The 16,599-nt window shown below is 37.9% G+C and carries 18 protein-coding genes; 4 read left to right on the top strand and 14 right to left on the bottom strand.

Annotated features, from left to right (window positions below; genetic code table 11):
* Positions 1 to 10: 10 nt before the first annotated feature.
* Positions 11 to 598 (top strand): rhombosortase, encoded by a 588-nt coding sequence (rrtA, locus tag BW139_RS09815; protein WP_076919513.1) that lies wholly within the window; start codon positions 11 to 13, stop codon positions 596 to 598.
* A 41-nt stretch (positions 599 to 639) separates the two neighbouring features.
* On the opposite strand, the gene BW139_RS09810 is transcribed toward rrtA, so the two are convergent.
* The 7 genes from BW139_RS09810 to BW139_RS09775 all read right to left on the bottom strand — a co-directional run bounded on the left by BW139_RS09810 (position 640) and on the right by BW139_RS09775 (position 9,005).
* On the bottom strand, positions 640 to 3,141 hold the full coding sequence (locus BW139_RS09810; RefSeq protein ID WP_076919512.1) for a prolyl oligopeptidase family serine peptidase: 2,502 nt from the start codon (positions 3,139 to 3,141) through the stop codon (positions 640 to 642).
* A 105-nt stretch (positions 3,142 to 3,246) separates the two neighbouring features.
* Positions 3,247 to 4,416: an endonuclease/exonuclease/phosphatase family protein gene (locus BW139_RS09805; protein ID WP_076919511.1), complete on the bottom strand. Its 1,170-nt coding sequence runs from the start codon at positions 4,414 to 4,416 to the stop codon at positions 3,247 to 3,249.
* Complete coding sequence (locus tag BW139_RS09800) at positions 4,416 to 5,345, bottom strand: YeiH family protein (RefSeq protein WP_076919510.1); 930 nt, start codon at positions 5,343 to 5,345, stop codon at positions 4,416 to 4,418. The genes BW139_RS09805 and BW139_RS09800 overlap by 1 nt, the downstream gene beginning before the upstream one ends.
* Before the next feature lie 3 nt (positions 5,346 to 5,348).
* Positions 5,349 to 5,573 (bottom strand): DUF2798 domain-containing protein, encoded by a 225-nt coding sequence (locus tag BW139_RS09795; protein WP_076919509.1) that lies wholly within the window; start codon positions 5,571 to 5,573, stop codon positions 5,349 to 5,351.
* 64 nt (positions 5,574 to 5,637) lie between these two features.
* Entirely contained in the window at positions 5,638 to 6,780 is a 1,143-nt protein-coding gene (locus BW139_RS09790; RefSeq protein WP_076919508.1) for a 5-(carboxyamino)imidazole ribonucleotide synthase, read from the bottom strand.
* A 2-nt stretch (positions 6,781 to 6,782) separates the two neighbouring features.
* Positions 6,783 to 7,265, bottom strand: a complete 483-nt coding sequence (gene purE / locus BW139_RS09785; RefSeq protein ID WP_008114610.1) for a 5-(carboxyamino)imidazole ribonucleotide mutase — start codon at positions 7,263 to 7,265, stop codon at positions 6,783 to 6,785.
* Between the two features lie 153 nt (positions 7,266 to 7,418).
* On the bottom strand, positions 7,419 to 9,005 hold the full coding sequence (locus tag BW139_RS09775; protein WP_076919581.1) for an ABC-F family ATPase: 1,587 nt from the start codon (positions 9,003 to 9,005) through the stop codon (positions 7,419 to 7,421).
* A 613-nt stretch (positions 9,006 to 9,618) separates the two neighbouring features.
* Between BW139_RS09775 and BW139_RS09770 the strand changes: the two genes are divergently transcribed.
* Positions 9,619 to 10,827, top strand: coding sequence for a porin (locus BW139_RS09770; protein ID WP_076919506.1), 1,209 nt, complete (start codon positions 9,619 to 9,621; stop codon positions 10,825 to 10,827).
* 367 nt (positions 10,828 to 11,194) lie between these two features.
* Here the strand turns inward: BW139_RS09770 and BW139_RS09765 are convergent, their stop codons facing one another.
* Positions 11,195 to 11,377, bottom strand: coding sequence for a hypothetical protein (locus tag BW139_RS09765; RefSeq protein ID WP_010390016.1), 183 nt, complete (start codon positions 11,375 to 11,377; stop codon positions 11,195 to 11,197).
* 111 nt (positions 11,378 to 11,488) lie between these two features.
* Between BW139_RS09765 and BW139_RS09760 the strand changes: the two genes are divergently transcribed.
* Entirely contained in the window at positions 11,489 to 12,010 is a 522-nt protein-coding gene (locus BW139_RS09760) for a TetR/AcrR family transcriptional regulator (RefSeq protein ID WP_076919505.1), read from the top strand.
* A gap of 353 nt (positions 12,011 to 12,363) precedes the next feature.
* Here BW139_RS09760 and BW139_RS09755 read toward each other — a convergent pair whose 3' ends face one another.
* A complete protein-coding gene (locus tag BW139_RS09755; RefSeq protein ID WP_076919504.1) occupies positions 12,364 to 13,260 on the bottom strand; it encodes an alpha/beta hydrolase in 897 nt (298 codons plus the stop codon).
* Positions 13,257 to 13,766 (bottom strand): GNAT family N-acetyltransferase, encoded by a 510-nt coding sequence (locus BW139_RS09750; RefSeq protein WP_076919503.1) that lies wholly within the window; start codon positions 13,764 to 13,766, stop codon positions 13,257 to 13,259. Before BW139_RS09750 ends, BW139_RS09755 begins: the two co-directional genes overlap by 4 nt.
* A gap of 99 nt (positions 13,767 to 13,865) precedes the next feature.
* Here BW139_RS09750 and BW139_RS09745 point away from each other — a divergent pair, with 99 nt between their 5' ends.
* Positions 13,866 to 14,069, top strand: a complete 204-nt coding sequence (locus BW139_RS09745) for a hypothetical protein (RefSeq protein ID WP_076919502.1) — start codon at positions 13,866 to 13,868, stop codon at positions 14,067 to 14,069.
* Positions 14,070 to 14,108: 39 nt separating this feature from the next.
* Here BW139_RS09745 and BW139_RS09740 read toward each other — a convergent pair whose 3' ends face one another.
* The 4 genes from BW139_RS09740 to BW139_RS09725 form a co-directional block, all read right to left on the bottom strand.
* Entirely contained in the window at positions 14,109 to 14,453 is a 345-nt protein-coding gene (locus BW139_RS09740; protein ID WP_076919501.1) for a hypothetical protein, read from the bottom strand.
* Between the two features lie 471 nt (positions 14,454 to 14,924).
* Positions 14,925 to 15,530 (bottom strand): hypothetical protein, encoded by a 606-nt coding sequence (locus BW139_RS09735; RefSeq protein WP_076919500.1) that lies wholly within the window; start codon positions 15,528 to 15,530, stop codon positions 14,925 to 14,927.
* A gap of 117 nt (positions 15,531 to 15,647) precedes the next feature.
* Positions 15,648 to 15,842, bottom strand: coding sequence for a CPXCG motif-containing cysteine-rich protein (locus tag BW139_RS09730; RefSeq protein WP_075169218.1), 195 nt, complete (start codon positions 15,840 to 15,842; stop codon positions 15,648 to 15,650).
* A gap of 94 nt (positions 15,843 to 15,936) precedes the next feature.
* Positions 15,937 to 16,431, bottom strand: coding sequence for a MepB family protein (locus BW139_RS09725; protein WP_303047077.1), 495 nt, complete (start codon positions 16,429 to 16,431; stop codon positions 15,937 to 15,939).
* Between the last annotated feature and the right edge of the window lie 168 nt (positions 16,432 to 16,599).

Raw genomic sequence — 16,599 nt, 5'->3', positions numbered from 1 at the left:
TGATCCCTAAATGCTTAATTTACCTCTTCAGCCGCGCTATGTTTTCCCTCCTTTGTGTTTAATTTTATTAAGCTCACTTTTAGCATGGCTGGGTATAAACGACGAACTTGAGTTTAATCGTCAACTGATTGAACAAGGCCAACTATGGCGTTTATTTACCAGCCAATTTGTACATGCCAACTGGGCGCACTTAGGGTTGAATTGTGCCGGTATCGCGCTTATATGGTTATTGCATGGTGAGTACACATCACCAAGCAGATATGGTTTTAATATTGCCACATTGGCAATTTGGTGTGGCTTAGGTGTTTTTTGGTTTTGCCCCACAATTACAATTTACACAGGGCTTAGTGCCCTATTGCATGGCGTGATCATTTGGGGAGCGATAAAGGATGTCACTGTTGGACTTAAATCGGGTTATGTGTTGTTTATTGGTGTGTGGGTAAAATTGATTGCAGAGCAAGTAAATGGCCCTAGTGCTGATATAGGCACATTGATCAACTCAACGGTGGCTGTTGATGCACATTTAATAGGCGCAATTGGTGGCGTATTGTTAGGCGCTCCTTTAATTATTCAATTCATCAGCAGAAATAAAGAATAAAAAAACGCCACATTGTGGCGTTTTTATTAATTTACCGCTATTTATAGTGTTTCTTTAAACAACTTATAAATACGACGGTATTCGTCTAACCAGCTCGAAGGCTGCACAAAACCATGCGGCTCTACTGGGAAGATTGCTGTTTCAAAGTTTTCTTTCTCAAGTTCTATTAAACGCTGCACTAAACGCACTGAATCTTGAAAGAACACATTATCATCAACCATAGGCGCATTGATTAATAAATGCTTTTTAAGCCCTTCAGCGTAGTAAATAGGAGAACTACGTTCATAAGCAATTGGGTCAACATCTGGGTGATTCAAAATGTTAGCGGTATAGCCCGTGTTGTAATGTGCCCAATCAGTCACAGGGCGAAGCGCCGCTCCTGATTGAAACAAATCTGGCGCGGTAAATAACGCCATAAAGGTCATAAATCCGCCGTATGAACCACCATAAGTACCAACCGCTTGAGTATCAACGTTGGCATTTTCAGCCATCCATTTTACGCCATCAGCTAAATCTTGTGTTTCAGGTGTTCCCATTTGGCGGTAAATAGCAGTACGCCAATCACGGCCATAACCTTTAGAAGCACGGTAATCCATATCCATCACTACGTAACCTTCATCGGCAAGTAATGAATGAAACATAAATTCGCGAAAGTAACCAGACCAACCCATGTGTGAATTTTGCAGGTAACCGGCACCGTGGTTAAAAATAACCGCTTTACGGTTTTTACCTGTTTCACCTTCTTGGTAATCAGCCGGGTAATAAACTTTGGCGTATATTGGCTGATCTGTATGGCTTGAAGGCACAGCAACAATTTTAGGCGCCGTGAGTTTTTTAGCTAAAAACGTCTCAGATACCGTGTTAGTTAAACGAGTTGCGGTTGTGTTTGCTTTAGCCTCAGCCACATAAAGCTCAGTGGGCATAGTGATTTTAGAGTGTCTTAATAATAACTTAGACTGATCTGGGCTTAAGGTATAATCCGTCATGCCATTTAAGTCTGTTACTTGCTCACTAACACCTGTTTGTGGGTTTACACGGTAAATTTCGTAAAGACCAGGATGCTCAACATTCGCTTTATAGTAAATGGCATTATTGTTATCAGTGAGGGTTAAATTAGATACTTCAAATTTACCCATGGTTAGCGCAGTCGCTTTACCATCGAGTGGCTTTTTATAAAGCTGACTATAGCCCGATTCTTCAGATAAATAATACAAGGTAGTGGAATTATTTAACCAACCAAAGTCGTTAAAGGCATAGGCAATCCACGCATCGTCATGTAAACGATGTTGAGAGACAAGTTTGTTATTTTCAAAATCTACAGTGGCTAACCAACGATCTTTGTTATCCCATGCTTCAAGCATAATCGCTACTTGGCTACCATCATCGTTCCAGCTAATAGGTGATTGATTCCAACCCCAATCTGAAATAACGTTAATACCACGAGGTTGTTTTTTAGATTTATAGGTTTTGCCTTCACGGGCGTAGTTTTCTTTTTTAACCTCAGCAAGTACATCTTCATCAAAACCAGGTAAAGTATTGAACCCTAATGTGGTTTGGCTTTGATCTGCAAGGTTAATATAAACAAGCTCAGAAGTTTGCTCTTTAGAATCAGCTATGCGGCGGCGAACTTTTTTAGGCTCTATCGTCGCATCATCAGTGATGTAATTAGGCATAATATCGCCTTCACCACGCCATGAGCTTTTTTCTTGTACGACTACAATTAACGCATCACCATTTGGAGAAAGCTCGGCTTCATCAACCGTGTTGCCATCGCCTAAATAATAATGGGTGTTAGCAATTGAGCTGTTATTAGCTTTTACTTGCTCTTTACGCGCATGCTTATCTTGTTTATTTTTGTGCTGCAGTGCAATGTAATCAATAAGCTTATGTTGCTCTTTGGCAATATAAGTTGATGGTTCTTTTACGCCTTGTGGTTTGTCAGCGAGTTTTAAATTGGCTATTTCGCGGGTTAAACCTGTGGTTAAATCCACTTTGAAAAAGATATTACCCTGACGATACGCTAAGTTACCATCGTTTAAAAACTGTGGTTTTGACTCAGTAGCAGAGCTTTGCGTAATTTGTTTAATTACGCCTGACTTTACGTTTTTGATAAATACGTTACCCTCAAACACATAAGCTTGAAGTGATTTATCGTTAGAAAAAACAGCTTTACTTGAACCAACACGGTGTAATTTTTCTAGTGCCACTTGCTCTGCTGTTTGTGAGTTTACAGCTTGAGTGAATAAATCTCTTAGCTCACTACCTTGCTGCTTACGCGCATAAATAATGGTACTTGAATCTGCACTCCAAAAAGCGCTTTGTGGCTGGCGTCCAATCCAATCAGGATGCGCCATGGCTTGTTCAAGGGTGATTTTTGATTGGCCCAAACCTGCGGGCGTGTTAACAACATTAGCAACGGTGGTATTTGTTTGAATAGATGAGTCAGTAGAAGTTGTGGCGGTTGCGGTACAACCCGCTAACATAACACTTGATGCAACAGCGATTGCAACAAGTGTTTTAGAAGATGAGAATTTAAAAATCATAGTGCTTCTTGACGGTTATTATAATTAACCATATTTAAGCAGAAGCACCTTTATAATTGCAATTATTTAAGATAAACAACGCTGATATTGGGGTGAATAACCCGTTTATTCAACCGTTAAATCAAGCCATACCATGCGGTGGTCGCTTGATGCATTTCTATCTTTAATTAAACGATATAAGTCGCTTTGCTTTTTCGGCCAAAATACACCGCCATCTTTAATGGTTAATCCATAATTTGAAGGCAAAACGTAATCAACCCGTGCTTGCCAGCTAGCGGTATAATTTTTAGCATAAGCTTGTGAGTATTGCTCTTTAGCGCCCTCACTTGTTGGAATGAAGCCAGCGTTAATCAATGGGCTTTTAAGTATTTGATCTGTTGTATTGGTGCGCTTTTTATCACCCTCAGCAGTGGCATTTAAGTCACCTAAAATCACAAATCGGGATTGTGCTGCAAGGCCACCCTTTTTACCGCTATCATCATAGAGGTAACTTTCGTTATTAACGTAATCAGCAATGAGCCTAATTTCATCATGGTTGCGAATGCCATTTCTGTCTTCATCGCCATCAAACACAGGCGGTGTTGGATGCGACGCTAACATATGGACTACTTTATCGTTTACCTTTACGGGTATATCCCAAAAAGATTTAGAGCTTAAACGTAAAGCATTCCACTCTGCATCGTTATACCAATTGGTATTGGTTTTTGGGTCAACCGGCATTTTTACATTGGGTAAATCTTTGTGCTTAAAGGTTTGCAGTGTTCTGATATTGTCAAAATCAATTGGATAACGAGATAAAAACGCCATTGCATAATGGCCTTCAAAAAAACCAAAGCCCTGTGCATCACCCATGACACCGGTTTTTTTACCATCGTTGTCTAAGTCAAACTCAGTTGCTAAGCCAGTATTAACGGGGGCGATGTAAACGTATGGGTAATCAATTGCTGCTTGATTATTTTGCCCTACATTTAAGTAGTGGCTTTTAAAATACTCAATACCTTGCTCTTTTGGAATGTAGTCAAACTCATTGAGTAACACCACATCTGGGCGGACACGTTGGATTATTTCAGCAATATTTTTAATTTGCTGGTGGTCTGAACGAAGCGCGTTTACCAATGCATCACTTTTTACTTGTTCATTTTTAGCGGTGTAATTAGTGGCGTCCATACTAACATTGAAGGTTGCTACGCGTAGCGATTCAGCCAATACAGGGCTGGTAGAAAAAACAGCAAATAACACACTGCTGATTGCTGTAATACTCAGATTACGTTTCATTATATGAATCCATCTATAATTAATAATAAAATAGTGCTGCTGACAATAACCCACAAAGTAATGGCCATCAAAAACGGCTTTATACCTGCTTGTTTAAGCACTGATAACGACAAACCACTGCCAATTAGGAACAGTGTCATCACTAATAATTGCTTAGCCGCACTATTAATAAGTTCCCATGTGGATGAAAACGACGGCATATAAGTATTAATTAATGCGGCTAATAAAAAACCGACAATAAATAAAGGAATACTCGCCTTTTCATCAGAGCGCATAAACACACCTGCAACAGCTGTATAAGGAATGATCCACATTGCACGGGTCAATTTTACCGTAGTGGCAATACTCAGTGCCACGGCACCATAAGTAGCCGATGCCCCCACTACGCTGCTAGTATCGTGAATTGCTAATGCGGCCCACAAACCAAACTGCTGTTGGGTTAACTCAAAATAGTGCCCAATTGCGGGAAATAATAATAATCCCACGCCATTAAGTAGAAATACAATCCCTAAGGCAACGGCGACTTCGGGATCTTTAGCTTTTATGACCGGTGCCATAGCGGCAATGGCGCTGCCACCGCAAATAGCGGTACCAAATGAAATTAGCACGCCTGTATTACGATTAAGCTTAAAAACCTGGGTTAAAATCTCTCCAAGCCCGATTATGGCAGTAATACTAACAATTGTTAATACTAAAGAGCTGCGTCCCACCTCAATTACTTCATTAAAATCAACAGCAAAGCCTAGGCCCACAACGGCAAGCTTGAGCATCACTTTACTGGCCTTTTGAGAAAGCTCACTAAACGGGTTGCCTAAGGTAATGGCAAATATGGCGCCTAATACCAATGCACTTCCTGCTCCTATAAACGGAGTCATACACAGTGCCAGTAATAATATGAATGTTGGCTTATGCAGTTTAGCGATCATCATAGTTTAAGCCCGAATAAGTTTATTAGTCAGTTTATGGACAACGGGGGCAACAAATACAACTGTGGGAAAGGCAATACAAAAAGCAAATAACCACGCTTTAAGCCATATAGTTACAATATTATCGACCATGCCCACATTAAATATTGAAATAACAAATGACATAAACCCAGACATGAAAAGTGCCATAAAAAAAGCAAACACAATAGTACGAAACTTTGGATGAATCATTGAAAAACAACCTTTAGAAGGTAAAGCGATAAATTGGATTAAATTTATCGCTTTATTTTTTAACTTATAATAGCGATTTGCTGGTAGCTAATACACCTGGGTAATCCTGCTCTGGCAAGCAAGATGTAAGTTCACTTAGGCGGCTACCTAATTGCTGTAAACTCTCACCCGAGACATTTATATGCCCCATTTTACGACCTGGCTTAACACTTTTACCATACCAGTGACTGGTTACATCCGCTGTTTTTAAAACATCAGCAGGAATTTGTGCTTGGCCTAATACATTGATCATAGCAGTAGGATGCTTAATTTGCGTATTACCCAAAGGTAACCCTGCAACAGCACGCATATGGTTTTCAAATTGCGAGCAATGAGCACCTTGCTGAGTCCAATGCCCTGAGTTATGCACGCGAGGGGCAATTTCGTTAACTAATAACGTGCCCTGTACATCAAAAAACTCTATGGCCAATACACCTACATAATTAAGCTCATTGGCAATACGGGTAAACGCCGAGGTTGCTTGGCTCTCTACTAAACTATTATCTTTACCGGCTACCGAAAGCGTTAATACACCATGGGTATGTTGGTTTTCGGTAAGTGGATAAATTGCAACGTTACCCTCTTTGTCGCGCACGCCAATAATAGAGACTTCACGATCGAACGGGATCATTTTTTCAGCAATAATTGAATGAGGCGCATGCTCTGTACCTGAGGCAATAAAGTCGGCCATTTCAGACCAAATAGTGTCTATTTCATCATCTGATTTTAAACGCCATTGGCCTTTGCCGTCATACCCTGCTTGGCAGGTTTTTATTACTAACGGTTTACCTAATGTTTTAACTGCTTGCTCAAGGTGCGCTTTTTCAGTAATTAGTTGGTATGGCGCGCAAGCCACTTCGGTTTTATCTAACAAGGCTTTTTCAAGCGAACGGTCACCACCGGTTTTAATAGCTTGTTTACCTGGATAAAACTTATTGCTATTACAGCAAAGCGTTAATACATCATCGGGAATATGTTCAAACTCAGCGGTAATCGCATCGGCATCATCGATAGCTTGCTCAAGTGTGGTTGAATACACTTGGTTGGTTAGCGGGTGCACAATTTTTTGGCTGCCAACATCATAAGCAACCACATTTAAATTAAGCGGTGCGCCAGCAAGGCTCATCATTCTCGCAAGCTGCCCAGCACCTAAAATTAATATAGTCATTATTACTCTGCAGGATTTGGGTTAGCTAGAATAGTGTCGGTTTGCTCTTTGCGAAACGCTTCAATTTTGGCGAAAATTTCAGGATTTTGACAGCCTAATATTTGTGCAGCCAATAAACCTGCATTAGCTGCACCTGGCTCACCAATAGCCAATGTGCCTACAGCAACGCCCTTAGGCATCTGGCAAATAGACAATAATGAATCAACACCATTTAACGCTTTTGACTTAACTGGAACGCCTAAAACTGGCAATGATGTAAACGCTGCAGCCATACCCGGTAAGTGAGCCGCCCCACCTGCGCCAGCAATAATCACTTTAATGCCACGCTCGCTTGCTGAACTTGCATAATCGGCAAGTAATTGAGGAGTGCGGTGAGCAGAAACCACTTTAGTTTCATAAGCAATGCCAAATTTTTCTAGCATCAGCGCAGCGTGTTCCATGGTTGGCCAATCTGATTTAGAACCCATAATAATGCCAACAGTCATAAATACTCCTCAGTAATGTATTTTAAAAATAGCGGACTTATGTCCGGTTTTATGGCGGGTATTATATACTTAAATACTGCAATAATGCGACCAGCAGGCAATAAAAAAGCCATGTTAAACATGGCTTTTTTAAAATGCAGAAAATACTTGGTGTTATGCTTCTTTACTCGCCAAATATTCGCTGTAGTTTCCTCTAAAGTCGATAATTTTACCGTCTTTAATTTCCCAAATACGGGTAGCAACTGATGATACAAACTGACGATCGTGTGATACAAACATCAAGGTACCTTCATACGCTTCAAGTGCTAAGTTAAGCGCTTCTATAGATTCCATATCCATGTGGTTAGTCGGTTCATCCATTAATAAGATATTTGGTTTATGCATCATGATTTTACCAAACAGCATACGACCTTGCTCACCACCTGAGATAACTTTTACAGATTTTTTGATATCGTTTTGTGAAAACAACATACGACCTAAGAAACTACGAACAACTTGCTCGTCATCACCCTCTTGCTGCCATTGCTCCATCCACTCAAATAAGTTCATGTCTTTTTCAAACTCATCGGCATGGTCTTGCGCATAATAGCCAATGTTCGCATTTTCAGACCATTTGAACTCACCGCTTTTAGGTGCTAAACGCCCTGCTAAAGTGTTTAGTAGTGTTGTTTTACCCACACCATTCTCACCAATAATAGCAATGCGTTCACCTACTTCAACTAGGCCTTCTAATCCTGAGAATAAAGTTTCTTCAAAGCCTTGCGATAAGCTGGTCATTTCAAGCGCGTTACGGAATAACTGCTTTTCTTGTTCAAAACGAATAAATGGCGACTGACGTGATGAGGCTTTCACTTCGTCTAATTGAATTTTATCAATACGTTTTGCACGTGAAGTGGCTTGCTTTGCTTTTGAGGCATTAGCAGAAAAACGCGATACAAACTGCTGTAGTTCAGCAATTTGGCTTTTCTTTTTGGCATTTTCACTCAATAAACGTTCGCGAGCTTGAGTTGCTGCAAACATATATTCATCGTAATTACCCGGATAAATACGTAACTCACCATAGTCAATATCGGCCATGTGTGTACAAACCGAGTTTAAAAAATGACGGTCATGCGAGATGATAATCATGGTACAGTCACGTTGATTAAGTACATCTTCTAACCACTTAATCGTGTATATATCCAAGTTATTGGTAGGCTCATCAAGCAGCATGATATCAGGGTCTGAAAACAATACTTGCGCTAATAGCACGCGCAGTTTAAAACCTGGTGCAATTTCAGACATAGGGCCGTAATGTTGTTCAGTAGCAATACCAACACCCAAAAGTAGCTCACCCGCTTTAGACTCAGCAGAATAGCCGTCCATTTCAGCAAACTCAGTTTCAAGATCGGCTACTTTCATGCCGTCCTCTTCACTCATCTCAGGTAGGCTATAGATACGATCGCGCTCTTGTTTGATGTCCCAAAGCTCTTTGTGACCCATTATTACAGTGTCGATAACAGAGTATTCTTCGTAGGCGAATTGATCTTGATTTAGTTTAGCAACACGTTCATTAGGATCTGTGCTTACATTACCCGATGATGGCTCAAGCTCACCGCTTAGAATTTTCATAAACGTTGATTTACCACACCCATTGGCACCAATTAAACCATAACGGTTTGATTCGCCAAATTTAGCTGAGATATTTTCAAATAACGGTTTAGCACCAAATTGCATGGTGATGTTAGCTGTACTAATAATAGCGCTACCCTCCAAGGGAGACTGAAGTATTTAAATTGCGCGCAGTTTAAACCAAACGAGTGATTTTTTCTATGAAAGTTTATGTAACAACCTAAAGTAAACAAGCGCTGTTTATTAACTATTAAAGCATTAAAACAGACAAAGGAATGGACGGATAAATGGACAAAAAAGCTGAGTAAAATTCACTCTTGTGCTATTTATGCAGTAAAAATATGTTTAATAAAAAAACAATCGCCGTTACAGACAAATAACTAAATTAAACGTGCTAAACCGCTAATTGGTCGCATTTTACTTTTATTAACATTTTATACGGCTATATTAACGTTTTTTATAGTATTAGAGTTTTAGCTCTACCTATGCCGAAAGTAATAACTATGAAAAAAACTCAACTCCCCCTCCCCTGCATTTAAGCCAAATGTCTTATTCCAAAATTCGATAGTAGTTTATACGGCTACAAAATGAAAACAGCATTAACTTAAAATGAACAACACCCAATTTTTGCATTAATATTCATTGATAATTTTTCACTTTTGAGCCTTTTATTGCTTTGCTAGTCTGCACCACTTCAAATTTAGTAATCATAAAAACGTCTTTATTAGGCAAGGCACACACAATGAAAATAAAATTAGTATCGCTGGCGATTGCAGGTGTTTTAGCTACACCGAGTGTTTCAGCAATTGAAGTATTTAAGGATGAAAAAAATACAGTCGCTATTGGCGGTTATATTGATGCGCGAGTAATTAATACTCAAGGTCAAAATGAAGTGGTTAATGGTGCCTCACGAATTAATTTTGATTTTAAACGCCAATTAAAGAATGGCTGGGAAGCGCTGACCAAAATTGAATGGGGCGTAAACCCAGTTGGTAGTAGTGATATTGTGTATAACAACCGTTTTGAGTCAATTCAGGATGAGTTTTTATATAACCGTTTAGGCTATGCTGGTTTAAAGCACGACAAATACGGCCAAATTACCATTGGTAAACAATGGGGTGCATGGTTCGACGTAGTATATGCAACTAACTATAGCTATGTTTGGGATGGCAACGCCGCCGGTGTGTATACCTATAACAAAGACGACGGTGCTGTAAATGGTACTGGCCGCGGCGATAAAACATTGCAATACCGTAATAGTTACGGTGATTTTGATTTTAGTGTACAAACTCAGTTAAAAAACAGCGCATTTTACACTTGTGATGTAACGGATATTACAGAGTCACAATGCCAGGCTAATTTTGAATCGGGCGATACTGCTGCGCAACAAGTTGAATTTAACTATACATTTGGTGGTGCAGTAACTTATAACGTGACTGATAAGCTAAAACTGACCGCGGGTATTAACCGCGGCGAGTTTGAATTAACTTATGGAGACGGAACAACTCGTTCAGTTGACGATTTAATTTACGGTGCGGGTGTTATTTGGGGCAATATTGATGCGCCAGGTTTATATGTAGCAGCTAATATAAACAAAAACGAAAACCATGATACAGATAACATTGGTCGCTTAATTGAAGATGCAATTGGTATTGAAACATTTGTGTCGTATCGTTTTGAAAACGATTTTAGACCATTTATTGCATACAACTTGTTTGACGCTGGCGACGATTACGTTATTCAGCCAAATTTCAATGCTGATCCTAATGATGTATTTAAACGTCAATTTGCTGTTATTGGTGTTCATTACTTAATAGATGAAAACACCCAACTTTATGTAGAAGCACGTAAAGACTTTGGTGATTTTGAAAGTGATAATAAACAACAGCAAGCACAAATGGAACAGTCAGAAGATGACGGTATTGCTTTTGGTTTTAGATACGTTCTTTAATGGCCTGTTGAGCTTTCAAGCTTAAAATCGCAAAGGTCAACAGACTAATAGGGCCTGTTGACCTTTCAAGGTTAAATTTGCAGCAGTCTGTTTGGTATTTAGGCAAGGCAGAGCCTATGTGGTGTGGTTATTCCCCATAAATAGGCGATAACGCAGCATCAATGCCAAACAGGCGCTGCCCGGAGGGTTCTACCGAGGGGCTATTTACTCTTTGTTGCTCGGTTTTTACTTAGCCCACTAGGTTACAAACCTCGCGCCGCGATTAAATCGCTCCTATTTTGAACAAATTTTAATCCGTAAAGGTCAACAGACCCTAAAGCCCTGCAAAATAGCAGGGCTTTTTTTATTGTTCTTGCAGAAGGTTTAACTACTTTCTCTTAAATGCTTTTTTTAACGCACGCGTCCCCTCTTTTGGCCCTAGAATAAGCCACAAAAAAACAACCCCACCTGGGACTAAAACTGCTTTTAGGATTGGGCCGAGAATAAAAGAATAAAAATAAATAAGTGGAATAAAAAGTACATAACCAATAACACGTTTGATAAACTCCATGTATCACCTTTAGATTAATTGAGCATGCTCACAAATTTAATTGAGCGCGCTCAGTTAATCAAGTGCTAATTTAGGCCCAACTTCCAACAAAGATATAAAGCGTTGAATAGTATGAGTAAAAAAGAAAAAACACGGGATAAAATTTTAGCTTCAGCATGGGAGCTTTTCTTATTACAAGGTTATGACCACACATCAACAAGGGAAATTGCTGTTGCAGCTAATGTGGCAGTGGGTACGGTGTTTAGCCATTTTGAAAATAAAATTGATTTGCTTATGGCAGGTATGCAGCAACAAATTGAAGTTATTATTGAGCAAGCAAAGCAGTCAGATACTCAGCGACCTCCTCGATTAAAGTTACGCCACTACGCTCACCCCCTCTACTCCTTTTATTGTGAAAACAGTGAATTTAGTAAATTACTAATTAGCGACATTATTTGGCGTGCTGATTTTTTTAAAGCACAAATGGATGAATTTAAAAAACTGCTATTTAGTGAACAACCAGAATTTGATGAAACAAAAGCAAGTGTGATGATGGACTGCTATTTTATGACCCTGATCACAGGTTTAAACGACGAGCTACCTAATGCAGAAAGCATGCTAAGGCAATTGAGCAACAAAATTGCATTGTTGTAACGTCAATTAATAAAAGGCTTGAGTTTAATTCTGTGAAGTACTAAAACACTAATGGAAAATCCGATGTTAGCTGCAATCAACGTGTGTTATTTGAACATCTAAAGAATGACATTTTTGCTTCGATCTGGTTTTCCTGCGGCTACACAACTCACTTAATAAAACGCGTAGTATAATTAACAACAAACGATCAACGCACATAAATAAACCTATCCCTTCCTCTGGTTATCGTTCTTAAAATTAATCAATAGCTGAGATTGCCTTTAATATAAATTTAGTATGATGTGTTCTTTTATCTATTACCCACCAGCAATAAATTCTAAATATGGCTATATTTAAATTAAAGCGGTCACTGATTAATTAAACGACGTGTTAGTTTGCGAGCTTAAGAACTCGGTATAATTTAATAGTGCTTTATTTACACTCAGTGCAGGGTTTTGATTATGATCAGCATTTATGTTAATTGTGTTTTCCCACTTGAGCCAGCTGTTTGGATGTTTTGCTAAACTAGTAACTAAATTATTATATGCAGCTAACATTAGGGAATGTTCTGCCCCACCAACAGTGATATATAAAAATGTAGGCTGTTTTATACTATTCATGTTTGTTTTTAAAAACGCGTCAAACTGTTTTGTCACTGTCATATCGTCATACCAAGCGGCTGGGCTAAACACAAAATAAGCATTAAATAGCTGAGGCTTAGTATGTAAAGTATATAGAGTAAAGCTTCCACCTGCAGAAAAGCCTATTAACCCACGTTGACTAGTTAACTTATAATTAGCCGCTATATATGACAGTAATTCTTGCTCTATAAAAGCTAAAAACAAATCAGCTTTACCAAAAAGTTCAGGCGAAGTTTCATTGTTAGGTCGAGGATTCGTATTAACGTCCTTCCTTGCATAAGGTGGCACAAGATCACGATTTCGAGTATCCGTAAAAAACTGATTAGGTACGGCAACTAAAATAGCCTCATTAAATATACTTTCGGGATTTAGTGCTTTTAGCGCCTTATCCCAATTAGCTAAATTAAAATTGCCATCTGTTTTTATAAAAAGTGGATAAGCTTTAGTTTTATCATAATTGTTAGGTAATCTGATAAATACTTTTCGAGACTCTTCAAGCACTTTCGAATCTAGGGTTACATCAACAAACTCTGATACATCATTTTGATAATAACTAAACCCAATTGTTGCAACCCCAAATGCACCAACAGCAAACAACAGATTCAAAATAATCGTTTTTTTAATTCTCATGCGGGGCTCATTTTAGTTAATTGCTTATGCCATACACCACTATTAAGTTGCTGGTTAAATACAAAGCCAAGTTTAGTGAGTAAGTTATAACAACGAACATTTTTACCATGAATTTCTGCGTATAGGTGCTCAATGTTTAATGAGCTATGCACCTCACTGATAAAGCCTTTAAGTACTTCATGCATTAAGCCTTGTTGCCAATAAAAAGGATCGAGCTCAAAGCCAAAATAAGCAGTTTTTGTCTGGTTATTAATGTTATACAGACCACAAGTACCAATGAGGTCGCCTAATATATTATGTTCAATCGCAAGCCGAACACCTTCACCTTGGTAATAACTCGATATATCATCTTGAATTAACTGCTTAATATGCTCTTTATTAAGCGGCGCTTTATAATCATTAAATTCATAAACAAGGGGATTATTCAAAATATTTAATAGCGCTGCGCCATGTTTGTGAGTAATTAAACGAAGAGTTACACGGGGTAATTTTATAGTTTTAAACATGCCTATGCCAAATAAAGTAAACGCGCTTTAAATAGCACTTTATAGAACGTCATTATTAACTTACCATATCGTATTCACAAGCATTAATTGAGATAAACTATGAGCGCCAATTTTAAAGTAATACAACCAACTACTACTGTATACTGCCCAAAACGTGGTGAAGGTTGGACCCTTACCGGCATTACTAATATTAATGAGTTCACATCGGTTATGTTTGATGGCGTACGTTACACCTTACCAGCGAGAGAAATTGTGGAGGAGTTGCTGCCTAACCAATTAGCGCGTGAACAGCAAAATCAGTAAGGTACTTATAATAGAAAAAAGCATTAAAAATTTTCATTATTAACGTTTTAAAACATAAATACCGAGTGGGGAGTCTAGACGTAGGTTATGCTCATCAACATGTAGCACTTCCCATTTTCTGACTACTTCTCCCGAAGTTACATGTAATATTTTGCCTTCCCTTGTGTAAGGGTAGTATCTATTCCCATGTTTTTTCATTATTTGGAGAATACCTGAGTTATCAATTTTAAAAAAATTACCATCATCAATTTTTATTGTATCTATATCTGATGCAATAACTTCAATTAACTTCCATTTAAACTGAATATCATTCTCTTTCGAATAAAGTAAAGGTGAATAGATCAGCGTAATTAAAATAGCAAGACATATTATAATTTTATGCATTTTTATATCCATATAGATCGTGTGTTAATGTAATATTTGTAGATATGACAACTTATTTCTTTTTTTTAATTTCCAAATCATCTTTTACACTTAACTGGTGTTGTCCAGGTATTAAGATCATGATAAAAACAGCCACGCAAATTAATAAAATCACTCTAAGCACATTTGAATTTATAAAACTCTCCGTCAAATTAACTAAAAGAATCAATGGCAAAACAAAAAAGACACCTAAGTAACGGTGACGATTTGTAAATTCATGCAATGAGCCACAACTTGTACATCTATAACGAGTCGTCATTAAAGATATAGTAAACCACGATAATGAAATATTAGCAGAACATTTTAAGCACTTAGGGATCATACATAACCAGTTTGTGATTTAAGAGGAACTTTTTAGTTTGGATTATTCTTAGCAGATCTCATTAATTAAAGATTGCTTAGTTAACAATCTTTAATTAATTTAGAAATAAGTCAACTATAAACCGACGACGTTACTTTAGGTGGAGAACTTGCTAAAAGTCGCCCTAAACCATCAGGTAGCTGGTCCAAATCATATTTTTGTGTATTAGAATTTACTAAAACTTCTTTCCCCTGATGATCTCTCGAAATTCCAGTGATAGTTTGGATTAGTCTATTTCCAAAGAAAGGGTGAGGTGACCAAGAAAAATCATATTCAAAAATAATTTCGTAACTCCAACCCCTTTCCATTCTTGGAAAAATTACTGAAGCCTGCGCTTCTCCAAGAACAACACCAGAAATTACGGAGACTGAAAAAGATGCAGTTGATGTTGCTATAAAGCCCGTTCCTAAACCTAGCAATGCAGAAGCTAGGTAACCACCGTGTCTAATGACTTTCTCCCATTCAGAATTCCATTTATTAGCTGACTGATCAGTTGGAAAAGTTAGTGTGTGAGAAGACTTACTTTTTAAACGCTCTCTAGTATCACAGTCTGGTGCTTTACCTACGCCCATCCAATGACCACCATCAGTCCAATTCAATCTATTATTGCACTGTATCTCTAAACTTTTCTTTTCCCTGAGTGATAATTTTTGTGATCTAATAACACGAGTTTCCATCTTAATTCCTTTTAAAATTTTGTACCTATATTCAAGAGTAAAAAGAACATTAAATATTGTCAATGTTTAATTTTCATAAAGTTGAAGAGAAGTTTTTAAAAATCTCATATTTGCCTTTTAAAACGCCTCATCTTCACTGTATACATTTACATTAAGTTCATCGTTATCTTCAAATACGACAAACGAAATAGGCTTACAACAAACTTGGCAATCTTCTATGTATTGTTCATCAATATCAGCCACATCAATTAATACTTCTATTGTTTCTCCACAGTAAGGGCAACTAATCGATTTTTCTGTTAACTGGTTCATGGTTTCCCCTTTCAAATATACACAAGGTTATAATTCACTTTAGTAAACAACCTTATATAAGACAATGCTGGTAAAGTGACTTAATAATTCAAATTTAAACAGCGTTAGCTAAAATTTTATTTAATTTAGATAAATCAATTAGTTTATTTTGATCTTGCTGTAAAAAATAATCACATTGCCAACGTTGAGTGCTTTTTGCTGCGTTACTAAATACGCCTGAACCATTCAGAGCCCTACTTTCGCTCCAAGGTGGAAACACTCTAAAAGCCGTTTTTCCTTTACGGTTAGTACCTGTAACTATGCCTTTTTTAACTAACAACTCAACTGGAAATAAAAATAAACCACTTTGTATATTTGCTAATTGGTTATTAATAGGGGTTAATCCATCATTTGAAACCGCTACTAATAAATAGTCAAACTCATTGGTAAATGGAATTGGCTTAGAATTACTACCATCCGCTGGCCGTTTCCATAGTGCTAAAAAAGCGCCAGGTCTATCGGGAGTAACTTTAGCTTTTCTGTAAATTATTCGCTTATGGTTTATAGTGAATGCAAATCCATGGTACTGAGCATTTTGACTATGAGGTATTAAATCATCAGCGTTTGGAAGTTTATACCCTAATGGAGTAATGAATCGCCCCGTGTTTGCCAGAGACTCAATAACTTGAGAAACTGGAACTATGAAAAAATCAAATCGCTATACATCAGAATTTCGTGAACGTGCAATTAGGCTTGTTACCACACAACAGCATGAATA

The organism is Pseudoalteromonas sp. SK18, from assembly GCF_001974855.1.
GTDB lineage: Bacteria > Pseudomonadota > Gammaproteobacteria > Enterobacterales > Alteromonadaceae > Pseudoalteromonas.
The sequence above is the reverse complement of the archived record's forward strand: the minus strand, read 5'-3'. Positions and strand labels throughout refer to the sequence as shown.